The sequence below is a fragment of the Pseudomonas sp. genome, from assembly GCF_048265905.1.
Classification (GTDB): domain Bacteria; phylum Pseudomonadota; class Gammaproteobacteria; order Pseudomonadales; family Pseudomonadaceae; genus Aquipseudomonas.
In genome coordinates this window covers 83,458-101,234 of the sequence record NZ_JBLXAP010000003.1, presented here as the reverse complement: position 1 = coordinate 101,234, position 17,777 = coordinate 83,458, and the positions used below count along the sequence as shown (strand labels likewise).

Annotated in this window: 15 protein-coding genes; 6 read left to right on the top strand and 9 right to left on the bottom strand. The window is 55.9% G+C overall.

Going from position 1 to position 17,777, the window contains the following annotated elements:
• Window positions 1–9 precede the first annotated feature (9 nt).
• Together thrC and gtfA are read left to right on the top strand one after the other, a co-directional pair.
• Window positions 10–1,419, top strand: a complete 1,410-nt coding sequence (gene thrC, locus ACN0UH_RS05960; RefSeq protein ID WP_417661201.1) for a threonine synthase — start codon at window positions 10–12, stop codon at window positions 1,417–1,419.
• 204 nt (window positions 1,420–1,623) lie between these two features.
• Window positions 1,624–3,066 (top strand): sucrose phosphorylase, encoded by a 1,443-nt coding sequence (gene gtfA / locus ACN0UH_RS05955; protein WP_417661200.1) that lies wholly within the window; start codon window positions 1,624–1,626, stop codon window positions 3,064–3,066.
• Window positions 3,067–3,151: 85 nt separating this feature from the next.
• Here the strand turns inward: gtfA and ACN0UH_RS05950 are convergent, their stop codons facing one another.
• On the bottom strand, window positions 3,152–4,468 hold the full coding sequence (locus ACN0UH_RS05950) for a short-chain fatty acid transporter (protein WP_417661199.1): 1,317 nt from the start codon (window positions 4,466–4,468) through the stop codon (window positions 3,152–3,154).
• Window positions 4,469–4,793: 325 nt separating this feature from the next.
• On the opposite strand from ACN0UH_RS05950, the gene ACN0UH_RS05945 reads away from it, so the two are divergent.
• On the top strand, window positions 4,794–5,585 hold the full coding sequence (locus tag ACN0UH_RS05945) for an IclR family transcriptional regulator domain-containing protein (protein ID WP_417661198.1): 792 nt from the start codon (window positions 4,794–4,796) through the stop codon (window positions 5,583–5,585).
• Between the two features lie 102 nt (window positions 5,586–5,687).
• On the opposite strand, the gene ACN0UH_RS05940 is transcribed toward ACN0UH_RS05945, so the two are convergent.
• The 4 genes from ACN0UH_RS05940 to ACN0UH_RS05925 are packed head-to-tail and all read right to left on the bottom strand — an operon-like array spanning window position 5,688 to window position 9,812.
• Entirely contained in the window at window positions 5,688–7,073 is a 1,386-nt protein-coding gene (locus tag ACN0UH_RS05940; RefSeq protein WP_417661197.1) for a tripartite tricarboxylate transporter permease, read from the bottom strand.
• Entirely contained in the window at window positions 7,070–7,546 is a 477-nt protein-coding gene (locus ACN0UH_RS05935) for a hypothetical protein (protein WP_417661196.1), read from the bottom strand. The genes ACN0UH_RS05940 and ACN0UH_RS05935 overlap by 4 nt, the downstream gene beginning before the upstream one ends.
• A 59-nt stretch (window positions 7,547–7,605) precedes the next feature.
• Window positions 7,606–8,526, bottom strand: coding sequence for a hydroxymethylglutaryl-CoA lyase (locus tag ACN0UH_RS05930; protein ID WP_417661195.1), 921 nt, complete (start codon window positions 8,524–8,526; stop codon window positions 7,606–7,608).
• Window positions 8,526–9,812 carry a hydroxymethylglutaryl-CoA reductase, degradative gene (locus ACN0UH_RS05925; protein ID WP_417661194.1) on the bottom strand — a complete coding sequence of 429 codons (1,287 nt, stop codon included), beginning with the start codon at window positions 9,810–9,812 and terminating at the stop codon, window positions 8,526–8,528. The genes ACN0UH_RS05930 and ACN0UH_RS05925 overlap by 1 nt, the downstream gene beginning before the upstream one ends.
• Window positions 9,813–9,942: 130 nt before the next feature.
• On the opposite strand from ACN0UH_RS05925, the gene ACN0UH_RS05920 reads away from it, so the two are divergent.
• On the top strand, window positions 9,943–11,313 hold the full coding sequence (locus tag ACN0UH_RS05920; RefSeq protein ID WP_417661193.1) for a PLP-dependent aminotransferase family protein: 1,371 nt from the start codon (window positions 9,943–9,945) through the stop codon (window positions 11,311–11,313).
• Between the two features lie 59 nt (window positions 11,314–11,372).
• On the opposite strand, the gene ACN0UH_RS05915 is transcribed toward ACN0UH_RS05920, so the two are convergent.
• On the bottom strand, window positions 11,373–12,836 hold the full coding sequence (locus ACN0UH_RS05915) for an amidase (RefSeq protein WP_417661192.1): 1,464 nt from the start codon (window positions 12,834–12,836) through the stop codon (window positions 11,373–11,375).
• A 193-nt stretch (window positions 12,837–13,029) separates the two neighbouring features.
• Between ACN0UH_RS05915 and ACN0UH_RS05910 the strand changes: the two genes are divergently transcribed.
• Window positions 13,030–13,941: a LysR substrate-binding domain-containing protein gene (locus ACN0UH_RS05910; RefSeq protein ID WP_417661191.1), complete on the top strand. Its 912-nt coding sequence runs from the start codon at window positions 13,030–13,032 to the stop codon at window positions 13,939–13,941.
• A 20-nt stretch (window positions 13,942–13,961) separates the two neighbouring features.
• Here ACN0UH_RS05910 and ACN0UH_RS05905 read toward each other — a convergent pair whose 3' ends face one another.
• The gene (locus tag ACN0UH_RS05905; RefSeq protein ID WP_417661190.1) at window positions 13,962–14,681 is read right to left on the bottom strand and encodes an endonuclease; all 720 of its coding nucleotides are present in this window, start codon (window positions 14,679–14,681) and stop codon (window positions 13,962–13,964) included.
• A 221-nt stretch (window positions 14,682–14,902) separates the two neighbouring features.
• Between ACN0UH_RS05905 and ACN0UH_RS05900 the strand changes: the two genes are divergently transcribed.
• Window positions 14,903–15,442, top strand: a complete 540-nt coding sequence (locus tag ACN0UH_RS05900) for a YaeQ family protein (protein ID WP_417661189.1) — start codon at window positions 14,903–14,905, stop codon at window positions 15,440–15,442.
• Between the two features lie 218 nt (window positions 15,443–15,660).
• Here the strand turns inward: ACN0UH_RS05900 and ACN0UH_RS05895 are convergent, their stop codons facing one another.
• Window positions 15,661–16,887 carry an NRAMP family divalent metal transporter gene (locus ACN0UH_RS05895; RefSeq protein ID WP_417661188.1) on the bottom strand — a complete coding sequence of 409 codons (1,227 nt, stop codon included), beginning with the start codon at window positions 16,885–16,887 and terminating at the stop codon, window positions 15,661–15,663.
• Between the two features lie 98 nt (window positions 16,888–16,985).
• A complete protein-coding gene (locus ACN0UH_RS05890; RefSeq protein ID WP_417661187.1) occupies window positions 16,986–17,777 on the bottom strand; it encodes a putative hydro-lyase in 792 nt (263 codons plus the stop codon).

The window sequence follows — 17,777 nt, the reverse complement described above, 5'->3', positions numbered from 1 at the left end:
GGAATCGTTATGCGTTATATCAGCACTCGCGGTCAGGCCCCGGCCCTGAATTTTGAAGATGTACTGCTGACCGGCCTGGCCAGTGATGGCGGCTTGTATGTACCGGAAAACTTGCCGCGTTTTACTCAGGAAGAGATCGCCTCGTGGGCGGGCTTGCCGTATCACGAGTTGGCTTTCCGGGTCATGCGGCCATTCGTGACAGGCAGTATCCCTGATGCGGATTTCAAGAAGATCCTTGAAGAAACCTACGGTGTGTTTGCTCACAGCGCAGTTGCCCCTTTACGCCAGTTAAACGGCAACGAGTGGGTGTTGGAGCTGTTTCACGGCCCAACGCTGGCATTCAAGGACTTCGCTCTGCAGTTGCTCGGTCGCCTGCTTGACTACGTGCTGGAAAAGCGCGGCGAGCGCGTGGTGATCATGGGGGCAACCTCGGGTGATACCGGTTCTGCCGCGATTGAAGGCTGCCGCCGTTGCGAAAACGTCGATATTTTCATTCTGCATCCGCACAACCGCGTGTCCGAAGTTCAGCGTCGGCAGATGACCACCATTCTCGGTGAGAATATTCATAACATTGCCGTCGAAGGTAACTTCGATGACTGCCAGGAAATGGTCAAGGACAGCTTTGCTGACCAGAGCTTCCTCAAGGGCACGCGTTTGGTCGCGGTAAACTCGATCAACTGGGCGCGGATCATGGCTCAGATCGTTTACTACTTCCATGCGTCCTTGCAGCTTGGTGGTCCGGCGCGCTCGGTGGCATTCTCGGTGCCAACCGGCAACTTCGGCGACATCTTCGCTGGTTATCTGGCGCGCAATATGGGCCTGCCAATCAGCCAACTGATTGTCGCAACCAACCGCAATGACATCCTGCATCGCTTTATGAGCGGTAATCAGTATGTCAAAGACACCTTGCACCCAACGCTGTCGCCGTCGATGGATATCATGGTTTCGTCAAACTTTGAGCGACTGTTGTTTGATATGCACGGTCGTAACGGTGCGGCGATTGCTGAGTTGATGGCCAACTTCAAGAAGGGCGGTGGTTTCAGCGTCGAGCAAGACCGCTGGACCGAAACCCGCAAGTTGTTTGATTCGTTGGCAGTGGACGATACCGAAACCTGCGAAACCATCGCAGATGTCTACAAGGAGTGCGGTGAGCTGCTTGATCCGCACACAGCTATCGGTGTGAAAGCCGCGCGTGAGTGTCGTCGTAGCCTGAGCGTGCCAATGGTCATTCTCGGTACTGCGCATCCGGTTAAATTCCCGGAAGCGGTCGAGAAAGCCAATATCGGCCAAGCCCCGGCGCTACCGCCACATCTGGTTGATCTGTTCGAGCGTGAAGAGCGCTGTACTGTGCTGGCCAATGACCTGAAAGCGGTGCAGGGCTTTGTTTCCGCTCACGGAAATCGCGGCAAGCCTCTGTAAAATAGCTGTGCCTAAGCTGCAAAATCAGGCCGGTAACCTCAAGGGTTACCGGCCTTTTTTATGGCGGTTATTTACATTTCCCCCCAATTTTTTATCAACTGAGTGGCGATACTTGCTAGGGTAGTTGGTAAAGCATCGAAAGCTGTCGCCTGGGGGGCGTTTTCGTGTACTGCCCGTGAGGGCTGAACTGAAAAGGGGGCCGCCATGTCGCTGCGTAATGCTGTGCAGCTGATTTGTTATCCAAACCGGCTTGGTAATAACCTTGCTGACCTCTACACAGTGATCGACCGCTATCTGGGCGATAGCATTGGTGGCGTGCATATCCTGCCGCTGTATCCATCCAATGCCGACAGTGGCTTTTCACCGCTGACCCATGCTGAAGTCGATCCGGTATTTGGCACCTGGGCGGATGTCGAGCGCATTACCGCCCGCTATGACCTGTGCCTGGATTTGACCATCAACCATATTTCCGATGAGTCGGTGGAGTTCAAGGACTTCCTGAAAAACGGCGCGGCCTCGGTCTATGCCGACTTGTTTGTACAGGTTGATCGACTCGGCCCCATCAGCCCGCAAGACTTGGCGCTGATCCATATCCGCAAGGAAAAGGAGCCATTTCGCGAAGTGCAGTTTGCCAACGGCGAGCGCGGTCGTGTGTGGTGTACATTCACTGAGCAGCAAATTGATCTGGATTACACCGCCGCCCATACCTATCAATTGATGGAAGGTTACATCGCATTTCTTGCTGCGCGTGGGGTCAAGCTGTTCCGCCTCGATGCATTTGGCTACACCACCAAACGTATTGGCAGCAGTTGCTTTCTGGTTGAGCCTGAGGTCTATCGGATTCTCGAATGGTTCCGTGATACCACCCAGAAATACGGGGCCGAAACCCTGCCCGAGGTACACGATCACACCAGTTATCAGTACGCTATCTCCCGGCGAGGTATGCGCCCTTATGCGTTTGCCTTGCCGCCATTAATCCTGCATTGCCTGCTTGAAGGCAGCAGCCGTTATCTGAGGAACTGGCTGCGCATGTGCCCGCGCAACCAGGTGACGGTACTCGATACTCACGACGGTATTTGTATTCCTGATGTCGAAGGCGTGCTGCCGGAGGATCAAATCAAGGCCTTGGTTGCCAACGTCTCTGAACGCAGTGCAGATCCGATCATGCGCCGCTCGGCGGTGAATGTGCACAGTGTCGGTGCCATTTATCAACTGACCTGTACTTTCTACGAAGCACTGCAGTGCGACGATGATGCCTATATCGTTGCCCGCGCCATTCAGTTCTTCACACCGGGTATTCCCCAAGTCTATTACGTCGGGCTGCTGGCCGGGGCGAATGACTATGATTTGTTGGAAAGCAGCGGTGAGGCGCGCGATATCAATCGCCATTACTACAGCTTCGAGGAAATAGACCAGGAAATGCAGCGGCCAGTGGTCCAGCGCTTGCTTGAACTGATGCGCTTTCGCAGCCATTACCCGGCGTTTGAAGGTCGCTTCGAGCTTAATTCCTCAATCGACAGTCGAGTGTTGATGGGCTGGCGCCATGGTGAGTTTTATTGCCGGTTGGACATCGACTTGGTCGCCAAGACGGCAGTCATCAATTACCGTGATGTCGAGGGCTGCTGCGAGCGGGAAATGCAGTGCTAAAAAAACGCCAATGACACAGTGTCACTGGCGTTTCAGTTGCAAAGTGCCTGTCATCCGCGCTGGGTATGGCGGATGACAGGCATCTTCAGCCCATCATCGAAAGCACCACGAATGTGCCGCCGATCGCCACCCCGGAAATCCCCAGCCAGATAATCAAATAACCCATGATATCCCGCGCTGACAGCCCGGCAACGCCCAGCAATGGCAGGGCCCAGAACGGTTGGATTTGATTGGTCCAGCCATCACCCCAAGTGAAGGCCATGATGGTTTGTGCTGGATCTGCTCCGAGGGCGTGAGCGGCATTCATCATGATCGGACCTTGTATCGCCCACTGCCCGCCACCGGAGGGGATAAAGAAGTTGACAATACCCGCGCAGAGGAAGGTCAGCAGCGGGAAGGTTTCTGGTGTGGCGATGTGAATGATCGCTTCAGAAAACTCAGTCACCAGCCCGGAGCCGGTCATCATTCCGGCAATACCGGCGTACAGCGGGAACTGCACGATAATGCCGCTGCCGGCGGTAACGGCCTTGCTGGCCGCCTTGGTGTAGGAGGCTGAGTTCTTGTGCAGCATCAGGCCGAGTGCGAGAAAGAACAGAATGATGGTATTGAGGTTTACATTGAAACCTTTGTCGATGATCTGCCCAACCAGATAGGCCGCTGCCAGGCAACCCAGGAGAAAGATGGGCCAGCGACTGTGCTCAAGGCGATCAGAGGGGGCCATGCCTTTTTTGCTGATTGGCGCATCGTCTTGCACATCCTCATCGGTATCTTGCAGGCGGATGATCTCCTTGGGCTGTTTTTGCAGCAAGAAGAAACCCACCAGTAATACCAGCAGCAACAGGGTGAGGATGATGTTCCAGCTTGAGTAAAGGGTCTGCGATACAGGAATGATACCCAGCGTATCTTCCATGAAATGGCCTGGCGTCGCGATAACCAGCGGAATCGATGACGACGGTCCGCGCACCAGTTCGCCGCCATACGCAGCGGCGACGATCAACGGGAAGTGAATCGCAACGCGCTTACCCATTTCCCGGGCGAGGATGGCGCCCGCCACCATGCCAAAGCCCCAGTTGAGGTAGTAACAGACAAAGCTGACCACAATGGTCAACACCAATGCCTGTTTGGGCGTATTGGCGTGCTTGGTAAAACCGCTGAGCATGGCTTGGACTGCCGGGCTCAAAGCGAGTACATAGCCGGTCAGCAGCACGAGCACCATCTGCATGCCGAAGGTAAACAGCTTGGAAAATCCATCGCCCCAATAACTGGCCATGTCCATGGGCGACTGGCCGGTGATGCCAAGCCCCATCAACACCACAATAAAGGTCAGCAGGACCGCTAATAGAAAGGCGCTAGGCAGATAACGCTGCACCATTTTTACAGAGAAATTAGTTATCGCTTCCATCAGTAATCCTGTTGTTTTTATGCTGATTGCAATTGGCTGCAAGGCTATAGGCAGACGGCCTCTGTTCGTCGGCGTGTTCGGTTTTTGGAGACGTATTCACATCTTGTGATAGGGGCTTTGTCTCTTTGGCCGTACTCCTGATTATCTCGTTTAGCACTAAGTTCGCTATGCGAACATATGTTTGCCTAACGAACACAATGCGCGATCATCCTTCTCAGGTCAATACTTTCCAGGTCGAGCCTGCAAAATCTATGTTCGTAAGGCGAACAAATGCTAGAGTTCTGCCCGCTCGAAAGGGTGTATGTGCAGCGATCAAGGAGAAACGATGGACGACAAGGTGCTTCAGCCAGATGACCGGGACTACGTGAGTGCATTGGCTTCCGGGCTGAAGGTTTTACTCGCCTTCGATGCGGCTCATCCGCGAATGACGCTGAGCGAAGTGGCGGCCCGCACGGCCATGGATCGGGCAAAAGCCAGGCGCTTTCTGCTCACCTTGCATTCGCTGGGCTATATGCGCCGCAGTGGCCGCCAGTTCGAGCTGACGCCGCAGGTGTTGCAGCTTGGTCATGCTTATCAGGCCTCGAATCAATACAGCACAGTGATTCAGCATTACCTGCAAGACATCACCGCAGAGCTTGGCGAGTCCTCTTCTTTAACCGTGCTCGACGGCAATGATGTGGTCTATGTGACTCGCTCCGCAGCGCCGCACCGATTGATGGCAATCACCCTGGTCGCTGGCACCCGGCTGCCCGCCGCCTATACGTCTATGGGCCGGGTCTTGCTGGCGCAGATGAGTGATCAGGCGCTGCACGTCTTTGTCGAGCGCGTACCGCTGGAGTCACACACCAGTTTTTCGATCACCGATAAACAGGTTTTGCACGAAGAAATTGGCAAGGTGCGTGCGCAAGGCTACGCCATGGTCGATCAGGAGCTGGACCTGGGTTTGCGCTCGGTGGCCGTGCCTGTATTTGCCGGTAATGGTGATTTGCTCGGTGCTATCAATATCAGCACCAACGCTTCGCGGGTGCCCACTGAGGTCTTGCTCGATGATTATCTGCCCAAGCTTCTGGGGGTTGCGCAAACCGTGCGCACCGTCATTCGTTCGGCGATGGGCTGAGCCTTGCAGGGCTCAGTCTGGCAGTGACTGGTCTGCGTCGTTGCATGCGCGCAGACCAGTTTTTTGATGTTGATTAGAGCAACTTCAAAGCTTTGGCATGGGTCAGCTCGTCAGCATGGCAACCAGCGCTGGTACTGTGAGTACCGCGGTGTAGAACCCCATGAATTGCACGCCGATATTGAAACCCAGAAAGCGCGACAGAAACCCGCCCAATAGGCCGATGGTGATGATCACCAACAGGCCCAGCATGCCGCCTTCCCAAATGCCAATCACCAAGATCAGGCCGACAAAGGTCGCGATCACGGCCTCGTGGCTGATCTTGCGCGACACATAGGATGCAGCCTGGTGGGCGTAATTCATGGTGAAGGGGTAGGCGATCAGTATGGCAACCACCACCGCCAGCATGCCGTAGCCCAGAAATTCCCAGGTGTTTAGCAGGGTGTGCAGGTTTTCCACCTGGCCGGTGGCGTTGTCTACGGTAAAGCGCGGCGGTGCGTTAAACAGCGGTGCGGCCGGGCCAGCTGCTACCGGGCTAAGCGGTAGGCCAAAGGCAATCAGTGGAATCAGTGCCTCGGCAATATAGGTGGCTTCGGTAACGCCGTTTCTGGCGGTGATCACAGTGGTCAGTCGGTGATAGACATGCTTGACTCTTGAGCCGACAACCTCGCCGAGGATCACCGTCATTGCCACCGGGCTGAATACAAAGGTGGCGCTGGAAATGGTCGCGGTCGCTGCCGTCCACAGGCTTTGCTTTCGGTCCATGACTTTCAGTGGATTCGGGAAAAAGCCACCCCAGCTTTTCACATCAGGTGACAGGGAAAAGGTTCTGACCTCCTGGCGTCGCATCTTTTCCCGTTCAGCAGGTGCGAGCATTGAAAACAGGGCTGCGATCAAAGGGCCGATGGCAATGCCGAGAAAGTAGCTGACGCTCAACTTTACATCGTACTGCGTGGTAAGGGTTTGCAGGCCGACAATGATCATCACGAATGGAATCAGGGTCAGTACCGCTGCCAGGCGACCTTTGGAGAACCATGCAATGGCAATCGCCGCGGCCAGAAACACCCAAGGGGCAGCGCGTTTGATCATGTCACCAAATGGTGTCAGCAGTACCGCGAATAATACCGCCATTGGCACGGCTAAAAGGGCGGCAATAACGGCACCTGAAATCATTTTGCGCAGGGCAATGTGCGGCACGCCCAGATTGCGCAAGAAGTTGGCTTCGCGCATTAGTGGCGTGGCCATGGTATCGCCGGGAATACCCAGTAGTGCGGTCGGCACGGCGTGGGTCATGTGCTTGGCCACGGCGCCGGCGAGGAAGAAGGTGAGCACGCCGGGCGCGGGTACACCCAGCAATACCACCAGCAAGGTTAAAGGCGCCAGAGTGGTGGTTTCGTCACTGCCGGAAATAAGCCCGATCCCGGAGAAAATAATGGCACCGAGAATGCCCATGCCCAGCGCAATCATGATTTGATCTAACAAGGGCATCATTGCGTCACTCCATTACTGGTCACAGCACCCGTGTCGGTGCGCTGAGTCGGGGAGGGCTCGGACTCTTGGATTGCCAGTGTTTTTTCGTGTTCGGCAAACAGGTCATAGAGGTCCAGTTCACGCAACTCGGCCACTGTCTCAACTGGCAAATCACTCATTCGGCCAAGGTCACCGAATTCGCTTTGCAGCTCCTTGAGGACTTCCGCCCGCCAGGCGGGATCTGCCTGATGCTCGACGACATGGCGCTTGGGCTTGAACAGCGTTGCGCTGATGGCGCCGCCAATCAGGCAGCCAACAATGCCAATCAACATGGCATAGGCGCGTGCCATTTGTGCCGATTCCACCCAATTGACGAGCAGCGATTGGGCAATAAAGAACGCGCTTAAGCTTACGGTCGCGCCAATGGCAATTGCGTAGGTCAGGTGGCGAGCGTTTACCGTGTCGCCCCACACTTCGTACAGTTCAGATTTCAAAGGAATTCTCCTATGCCCTTGCGGGCTCTTATTGTTATTAATCAGAGGTGCTGGGTAACTCAGGCTCCAGTACGATGCTTGGCGAGTAGCGCCCGCGCGACACTGGACCTTTCCTTGCGGCCCAGCGCAGCGTTGATGAATTCGCCTGTTTCTATCAGTGCATCCAGGTTTACCCCATGTTCGATACCCAGCCCGTCGAGCAGGTAAACCAGGTTTTCAGTGGCAACATTGCCGGTAGCGCCGGGTGAGTAAGGGCAGCCACCCAGCCCGGCCACCGAGCTGTCGAAGACACTTACGCCAGCCTCTATTGCCGCATAGATGTTGGCGATTGCCATTGCGTAGGTGTCATGAAAGTGTCCTGCCAGCGCCGCGACAGGAACCTGCTGAGCGCAAGCCGCAATCAATGCCTTGGTCGCTGCTGGTGTGCCGGTGCCCACGGTGTCGCCCAGGCTGATTTCATAGCAGCCCATTTGGTACAGCGAAGCGCTGATGTCCGCGACCTTATTAGGGTCAACCCGACCGGTGAATGGACAACCCATGACGCAGGATACATAGACGCGTACTTTGACCTGCGCTGCTTTTGCGCGATCAATGACCTGCTGCACGCGTGTGAGGCTTTCGGCAATCGAGCAGTTGGTGTTCTTTTGCGAAAACGCCTCAGACGCTGCAACAAATACCGCGACCTCCTGGCAACCAACTGCCAGCGCAGCTTCGAGGCCTTGCAGATTCGGCACCAGTGCTGTCCAACTGACGCTTGGCCGCATCGGCAACTGCTTGAACACCTGGTCGGAGCCCGCCATTTGCGGCACCCAGCGTGGCGAGACAAATGCCCCAGCTTCCAGGGTGCGCAATCCGGCATCTGCCAGGTGAGTCAATAGTTGCACGCGAGTTTCAGGCGGCAGAGTGAGGTGCTCGTTCTGCAAACCGTCCCGAGCGCCGACTTCAACCAGGCGAATGCTCTGTTTGTTGGGCATCGCCATTATTGCGCTCGTTTGTGCTTTAACAGCTCGCTGGCGTTGTCTGAGCGAACATCCCTGGCCTCGACCATTTGCTCGACCAGCCAACTGATTTCTTCGCCACGGGCACCGGCGGAAAGCGCGATGTTGCGGGCATGCAGCGCCATGTGTCCGCGTTGAATACCTTCGGTGGACAGCGCTCGTAATGCTCCAAGGTTTTGTGCCAGACCCACTGCAACTGCGATTTCGGCGAGTTCCTGAGCGCTCTTGACCCCGAGAATCCGGAGCGACAATTGCGCCAGCGGATGGGTCTTGGTCGCTCCGCCAACCAAGCCGACGGGCATTGGCATCTCCAGCGTGCCGACCAGATGCCCCTTGCTGTCTTTCTCCCAAGTTGTCAGGGAACCGTAGTGTCCATTGCGACAGGCATAGGCGTGGGCGCCAGCCTCGACAGCACGCCAATCGTTGCCCGTGGCAACAATTAGCGGGTCAATACCATTCATGATGCCTTTGTTGTGCGTGGCTGCGCGGTACGGGTCGATCGTGGCGAAATTATAGGCATCGAGAATGCCTTCGATCACATCTTCACCCTTGTAATCGGCTGTCGTCAGGTGCTCGGGAGCGATACGGATTTGCGCACGCGCCAGACGCAGATCGGCAAGGTTGGACAGGATGCGCAGGCGAACTTTACCGCCAGTGATTTCCTCCATCAGCGGGGCAACTGCCTCGGCCATGGTGTTGACAGTATTGGCGCCCATTGCATCGCGTACATCGACGATAAGGTGGGCGACCAGCATTGGCCCGCGTGGGCTCTGGGCAAAGGTGTGTACCTCTATGTCGCGGCAACCGCCGCCCAGGCTGTTGAGCAATTGGTCCTTGCGGTTTGCCAGTTCAATGATCTCGTCCTTGCGCCGCATCAGGCTCAGGCGGGCATTGAAGGGGTCTTCAATCTCGACGATTTGCACTTGCGCGCGCATCAGCGGCAAGCTGCTGGAGGTCATGAACCCACCCGCTTCACGTGCAAGCTTTGCCATGAAGGATGCCGCGGCCACAACCGAAGGCTCTTCAACCACCAGCGGCACTATTACGTCGCGCCCGTTGATTTGAAAGTTGCTGGCCAGTGCATAGGGCAGCTCGAACTTACCGATGACGTTCTCGATCATGCCATCGGCGATCTCTAGCGGCAGCGCGCCAGCCTCGCTCAGCAACGCTATGTCTTCGTTGGGGAGTTCAAGTAGTGCTTGCAGGTGGCCGAGGCGCTCGGCAGGGCTCATGTTGCGGAATTTAGGCAGGCGCGAATCGATACTCATGGGGAATCCTGTTGCAGTTATTATTTTCGATTGAATTAACCTTAATTCGGACTGTATCCATAAAAAAGGTACAGTAAGGGCAAACAGTATTGGCTGTACTCTTTGTCTTACCTGTTCAGGAATTTGAACCATGATGCGTCTGACCTTGGCCCAGCAGTTGGCAACCACGCTGGCCGAGCAGATTGCTAACGGCGCCTACCGTGAAGGCGACCGCTTACCCTCGTTGCGCGAGAGTGTCAGCCTGCTCGGTTATTCCAAAAATACGGTGATCAATGCCTACGAATTACTGGCCTCGCAGGGGTTGATTGAGGCACGTCATGGCCAGGGTTTTTTCGTCAAGCAAGTGCCAGTCAACGCTGAGCCGGAAGAGCCGCAGCCCTACGCGCGGGCCATGGACACCATTTGGCTGATGCGGCAGCAGTTTGTCCGTGAGCCGAGCCAGTCGCCGCTCGGAGAGGGCTTCCCGCCGGTTGATTGGCTGATGGATTTGCGCCTGGACAAATTCACCCGGCAAATCATGCGCACCGGAGTGACGACCCTGTTTCGCTACGGCAATCGCTTGGGCAATGCCGGGCTGCGCCAACACCTGGTGCAGAAACTGGCGAGCTACGCGATTGCGGTTAAGCCGCGACAGATCGTCACGACCCATGGCGCCAATCACGCACTGGATTTGATCATCCGTCGCTTCTTGGCTTCTGGTGATACGGTATTGGTCGAGGATCCAGGCTATTACCCCTTGTTCGGCAAGCTGCAGTTGCAAGGTGCGCGGATGTTGCCTGTGCCCCGGCTGCCGGATGGGCCGGACATTGAAGTGCTTGAGCGCATGTTGCGGGTCGAGAAACCGAAGCTGTTTTTTATCCAGTCCGTCGTGCATAACCCGACAGGCTCGGATATATCGCCGAGCAAAGCCCATCGCTTGGTCAAGCTGGCCGAGGAACACAACTTCATCCTGGTCGATGACGATGCCCTGGCTGATTTCAAACCTGCATCGGCGATCAAGGTCTCGGCGCTGGATCAGTTGAAACACTCGATTTACGTCGGCAGTTTTTCCAAGTCAGTCTCGGCCGCGTTGCGCGTTGGTTTTATCGCGGGTAGCAAAGAGGTGATCGATGAACTGGGGGATTTGAAGATGCTGCTGCACACAAGCTCTTCCGAGTTCAGCGAGCGCATAGTCGATGTGATACTGGCTGAAGGTCACTTCCTGCGACATCAGATTCGCCTGCAAGAGCGCCTCAAGGCCGCGACCGATGCTGGCTTGCAGATGCTGGATGAAATTGGCGCCGAGGTGTTCTTCCGGCCAGAGCAAAGCCTGTACCTGTGGGCAAGAATGCCGCACATCGATGATGCCCGCGAGTTGACTCGCCAGTTGCTGCCCAAGGGTTTCATGATTGCGCCCGGGCATATTTTTTCACCTGAGCAGTCACGCATTAATCCCTGGACCCGACTGAATGTAGCCTACCTCAATGACCCTTTGCTGAAGGCTGTGCTACGGCTTCCCTGAGCCTGCAAAGCTTGTTGCGCCGCCCCAGCAGGGGCGGGCTGTTTCGCTGGCGAAGGGGATTAGCCGCCCAAGCCAAGCAGCGGCGGTGGGCAGCGCTGATACCAGCGAGTGGCTTGCTCGTAGGCGTGAGCCAGTTGCAACACGGCCATGTCGGCTTGGTGGCGACCGATGATCTGGATGCCCATTGGTAAACCTTGCTCATTGAAACCCACGGGTACGTTCGCTACCGGGCAACCTGACAACGTGCCGGGGATCACCACTTCCATCCAGCGGTGATAGGTATCCATGGCGACCCCTTCGATCTCTTTTGGCCAGTCGAGGGTCTTGTCGAACGGGAATACCTGCGCGCTGGGCAGCAATAGATAATCGTATTTCTCGAACAGGCGACTGATGGCTCTATACCAGTCGGTCCGCGCAGCAGAGGCGCGGTAGACATCCATCGCCGACAGCGCCAATCCCCCTTCGATTTCCCAGCAGGCTTCGGGTTTTAATTGCTTGCGTTGCTGTGGATCGGCATAGCGGCCACCGAGTGAGCCAGCCACCAGCCAATGGCGCAGAGTGAGCCAAGTGTCCCACAAACGCTCGGGTGCGTAGTCGCTGCGGGCGTCTTCGACATGGCAACCCAGAGCCTCGAAGTCAGTCAGAGCGCGTTTGCACAAATCCAGCACCCCGCGCTGCATCGGCAAATAGCCGTTGAAGTCACCGAGCCAGCCGAGCTTCGCGCCTTTGATGTCGCACTCAAGGCTGCCAGCGAACTGGGTACCCGGCTCGCTGATCGACAAGGGCGAGCGTGAGTCGCCGCCAGCCTGGGTTGACAGCAGCATGGCAACGTCGCGCACGCTGCGGCCCATTGGGCCTTCATAGCCTAGCTGGTCGATAAACAGGTCGGCGCTGTCATCAAATGGAACCCGGCCTTGAGAAGGGCGAAAGCCAATGATGTTGTTGAATGCGGCCGGGTTGCGCAGCGAGCCCATCATGTCACTACCGTCGGCCACCGGCACCAGTTGCAAAGCCAGTGCCGCGCCAGCGCCGCCACTGCTGCCACCGGCCGTGCGGCTAGGGTCATAAGCGCAGCCGGTAACGCCGAATACCGGGTTATAACTGTGCGAACCCAGCCCGAACTCGGGGGTGTTGGTCTTGCCGATAATAATGGCGCCAGCCGCGCGGATACGCTCGACCATGATGCCGTCGTTCTCGGGTATAAAGTCGCGAAAGAGCGGCGAGCCGAGGGTGGTGCGAATGCCCTTGGTCAGCGACAAGTCCTTGATCGCATGGGGCAGGCCATGCATCCAGCCACGGTATTCACCACGCGCTAGCTCGCTGTCACGCTCATCGGCTTGAGCCAGCAGGATTTCTTGCGGTTGCAGGCTGACGATGGCATTGACCGCCGGGTTGAAACGCTCGATATGCGCAAGATAGTCGCTCATCACTTCACGGCATGACACATGACGCAAGCGGATGCGCTCAGCCAGTTCATGGGCCTGAAGCTGGACCAGTTCGCTGATATTGGGGTTATTGATCATTAGGTCTCGCTTATCAAAACAGTTTTAAAGAAGGCTGCATCCGGCCCTAGTTGCACTGATTGACAACATAACGGTGCAGCGGTTTTTGTAATAGGGCTGCTGAGGTCGAGTGTGTCGAGATTGCGGTTGTGAGAAAAGCTCAATTTGTTTACCGTTGCTGTTAATAAATTTAATAGCAAAGCGAAAATTTGACATGACAACATCACGCCTGCCACCGCTTAACGCAGTGCGCGCATTTGAAGCAGCGGGGCGTCTGGGCAGCTATGTTGCAGCTTCTAAATCATTGCACGTGACTCAACCAGCAATCGGTCGCCATGTGCGCCTACTGGAAGACTGGCTCGGCGTGCAGTTACTTGAGCGTTCATCACGTGGCGTCAGCCTGACCCCGGCTGGGCAGCGTTACTTCGACAAGGTTTCCACGGCGCTGCAACAGATTGCTGAGGCCAGTTTGGAGCTGACACCAGGCGGTGCCGCGCGCTGGCTGAAAATTCTGGTGGTTCCGGCATTTGCCAAGCGTTGGCTGATGCCGCATCTGGATGCGCTGCGTCAGGAGCGGCCTGGGTTGAAAGTGGCGATTGAACCGAACCCAACCTTCACCGACGTCGATGCCAACGTGGCCAGCCTGGGGATTGTTTATGGAATGCCTGGCGATTTTGCTCAGAGCCAGGGCATGTTGCTCCATCCCCAAGTATTTCCCGTGTGTTCACCCGCCTATTTAGAGGCGCACGGGCCGCTGCAAGGGATTGAGGAGTTGGTGCAGCACGAATTGATTCACGTCGACGAAGGTACTTGGTGGAACGCTTGGCTAGCGGCAAACAATCAGGTGTTTCGGGTCACTTCAGAGGTGCGTTATGTGAGTAACGACCATGCTTTGTCGATGGCGGAGGCGGGCGCCGGTATCGCGTTGGCCAATGATGTGCTGGTGCGTAAAGAGCTGGAGTCCGGTCTGTTGGTCAGGCCTTTGCCCAATCAGGTGCGCCTGGATAGCTACCAACTGCTGATTCCCACAGGGCCACGTAGCGCTGACATGCAGTGGTTTGAAGTCTGGCTGACAACCATATTGGCAAGGGAGTTTCCCGAGGCCATTCCCGGTACTGCTGGATAGTTAAAAAACTAGGGCAAATCTCAGATATTGAGCTGACGCGCATTAATGTTTGGGCACAGTTTCGGGTTGTAGTTACCGACATAGGGATTGCTCCAGCCCATCACACAACCGAGTAATTGGTTGCGTTGGCGTTCCCAGTTTTTAACCGGATAGGTGCGATTCCAGACGCTATACAGTTGTCGGTTCTTCTTCGACAGGCGCAGTTTGTAGCGGTCGCTCATGTAAAGGTAGGTGCGGGCGATCATGCCGCGTACCGACTTGCGTGGCATCGCGACCCTGGCTTTGAAATCGACCACCATCGGGCAGGCGCCATATTGGCTGGGTGATTGCGGTAGCCAGCCGTAGCGGAAGTTGCTGCGATCACCGTTGATCTCGCCGATACCGGGAACCAGATTGAACAGATCTGCCTCGGCGCGCTGATAGACTTTGTCGTTTTTCGAGCAGTTCTTGCGCCCACCTTGTTGCCAGCATTGGCGCTGATGACCGATTTCCCAAGCTGGAACAATGTGCTCCCACTCGATACGCGAGGCGCGGTTGCGGTTTTTACGAGGGGTGTAGCCGCAACTCTTCAGGTCAATCCGCTTACCGCTGAACTTGCAGCCGCAGTAAAACTCGGTTGATTGCTTGGCGTAGAGCTTCCAACCAATCTTCTTTGCCTCGCTAAAGGTGCGCGGCGGGCTTGCCCAAATACTGCTGCACAGCAGCAGGCAGACAAGACTAACGATCAAGCGAACAAACATGCAGCTTCGTCCAAAAGGGACGCATCATAGCAACTGGCGAGTATTTGCCAAGGCTGGATAACTGTTTGTATCCATTCATAAATTTATTTTTCACGGGGAAAATCGAAACCAGCCTCATGTGCTTGATGGCCGTCATCTATCAGACGCTGGACGTGATCCTGACGTGCACAGGCTGCATCGGGTAGACTTGCCGCCTATTTGATCAGTCAAGAAGCTCGCCCATGGCCCTGCCTTCCACTACGTACAAAATTGAGTTGAACCTTACCGATATCGATCGTGGGATTTATCAAAACCTGCGATTCACGGTTGCCCGGCATCCATCCGAGACAGAAGAGCGTCTGGCTGTGCGCCTGATTGCCTACGCGCTGTTCTATGACGAGCAACTGGCGTTTGGTCGCGGCCTGTCGGATGTTGATGAGCCGGCGCTGTGGGAAAAGAGTCTGGATGATCGTGTGCTGCACTGGATTGAAGTGGGTCAGCCAGACAGCGATCGCATCACCTGGTGTTCACGTCGTACCGAGAAATTCAGCCTGGTTGCCTACGGCAGCCTACGCGTTTGGCAGACCAAGGTGCTGGCGCCAGTGCTGAGCCTGAAGAACATCAATGTGGTTGCGCTGGGTCAGGAAGAGTTGGCCAGCCTTGCCTTGGATATGCCACGTGCGTTGAACTGGAGCGTGATGATCAGTGACGGCGAGTTGTTCGTCACCGACGAGCGCGGCCAGCATGAGATTCCAATGGAATGGCTCAAGGGCGAGCGCTAGGTAACCTCTGAAAAACTACTGCGCTCGATATTACTGCGTTAAAAAACTGCTCAAAATGCTCATTTACAACACGTAAACTCCGCTTTTTCGCAGTTTTTTGCCTTGTCCTATCGTCGCTCGCTACCTTTTTCAGAGGCTCCCTAGACGCTGGTATCGCTGAGGGTGAACAGTCTGTGTTCACCCTCAGTCGCTTTACTTATTTAGCCGTTTGGTTGCAATCAAGATATCCAGAACTTGATAAACGAATCAAACGACAGCACCACGCCGACGCAGGTTGCAATCACTGCCAGAATGCCGAAGCCGAGCATCCAGTTCGGGTGATGGTAGTCCTTGCCGACAATCTTCGATTTTTTCGCTGCAATCAGAATGCAGCCCAGCGCCAGTGGTAATACCAAGGCGTTGAGCGTGCCAGCAACCACCAGCACTTTGACCGGTTGGCCGACCAGGCTGTAAATCAGTGTCGAGCAGACGATAAAGGCGATCACCACACGTTGATTGTGACGCTTGATGCTCTCATGCAGCGAGTACATAAAGCTGACACTGGTGTACGCCGCACCAATCACTGAGGTGATTGAAGCCGCAAGCAACACGACACCGAATATCTTGTAGCCGATGGTGCCCATCGAATGTGAGAACACCGAGGCGGCCGGGTTGCCCGGATCAAGAATCAAGCCCTGACTGACCACGCCAAGCGCCGCAAGAAACAAACACACACGGACTGCGCCAGTGGTCGCGATACCAATGACCGCAGCGCGAGTGACTGCACCGACGTTTTCGATGCCGGTGATGCCTGCGTCAACCAACCGGTGGCCGCCGGAGAAGGAAATGTAGCCGCCAACGGTACCGCCAACCAGCGTTACGATTGGCAGCAGCAGGAGCATTGGATCATCCGGGTTGATGCTTTGTGACAAGGCTTCAAGCAGTGGTGGATTGGATTGCAACATGGCGTAGCCGATCATGCACAGCATCACCAGCCCCAGTAATTGCATGACTTTGTCCATGACCCGCGCAGCATTGCGCATCATGAAAATACCGATGATGGCGACCGCCGCGATGATCGAACCAATCACCGGTGGCACCCCGAACAGCACATTCATGGCCAAGCCCGCGCCACCAATATTGCCGATGTTGAAGGCGATACCGCCGAGCACGATAAACCCTGATATAAGGTGGCCAATGCCGGGTAGAACTTTGTTGGCGACGTCTTGGCCGCGCAGATTGGAGACGCTGAGTACGCGCCAGATATTCAGCTGCGCGCCGATATCAATCAGCAATGAGATAAGAATGGCAAACGCGAAGCTGGCCATGTATTTGGCGGTGAACAACGAAGTCTGGGTGAGAAACGCCGGACCAATCGATGAGGTCGCCATAATAAAAATCGCGCCGCGCATAACGCTTCGCTGGTGCCCGGGGGCGGTGTCGAGGGTGCTTGCCGTTGGTTGCATGATTACCTTCTTTTTTTTGGAGTTTGGCAGGGCGTTTTTAGAAAAGCGGTACCGTCTTAATTGTTATTTGGTAAAGCCTTAAAGCTTGTTGTGGCGCCTTAAATCACGCCCAGCTGCTCATTGCGGATATCACAAATAAGCATATGGCCGGGTGCGTGAGTAATTGCCAGCGCCGGTTTGCTGTGCATAACGACGGCCTGCGGGGTAACTCCGCAGGCCCAGAACACAGGTACTTCACCTTCGTTGAGCTTTGATGCGCAGCCAAAATCAGGTTGCGCCAGATCGTTAATCCCCAATGCCGCCGGATCGCCAATGTGTACCGGAGCGCCATGCACACCGGGAAAACGCGACGTTACCTGTACGGCTCGCACTACTTTGTCGGCGGGCATCGGCCGCATGCTGACCACCATCGGGCCGCTGAACTGGCCTGCTGGGCGACACTGGCGGTTGCTGATGTACATGGGCACGTTGTGGTTGTCTTCGATATGCCGGACCGGCACATCATTGGCCAACAGGGCGCTTTCAAAGCTGAAGCTGCAACCAATCAGAAACGCGACCATGTCGTCTTGCCAGTGAGCGGTTATATCGCCGACTTCCTCATCGAGCACGCCGTGGCGGTAAATCCGGTACTTGGGCAAATCGGTGCGGATGTCTGCGCCGGGCGCGGCGTAGCGCGAAACAGCTGAGCCTACATCGCTTACATCCAGCAGCGGGCAAGCTTGTGGGTTGCGCTGGCAGAACAACAGAAAGTCATAAGCCTGCGCTTGATTAACAATCAACAGATTCGCCTGAGCAAAGCCTGCAGCCAGTCCAGCCGTTGGGCCGGTAAATTCTCCGAGGCGAATTTTCTGGCGTAATTGCTCAGGGCTCAAATTGTGTAATGGCTGCAT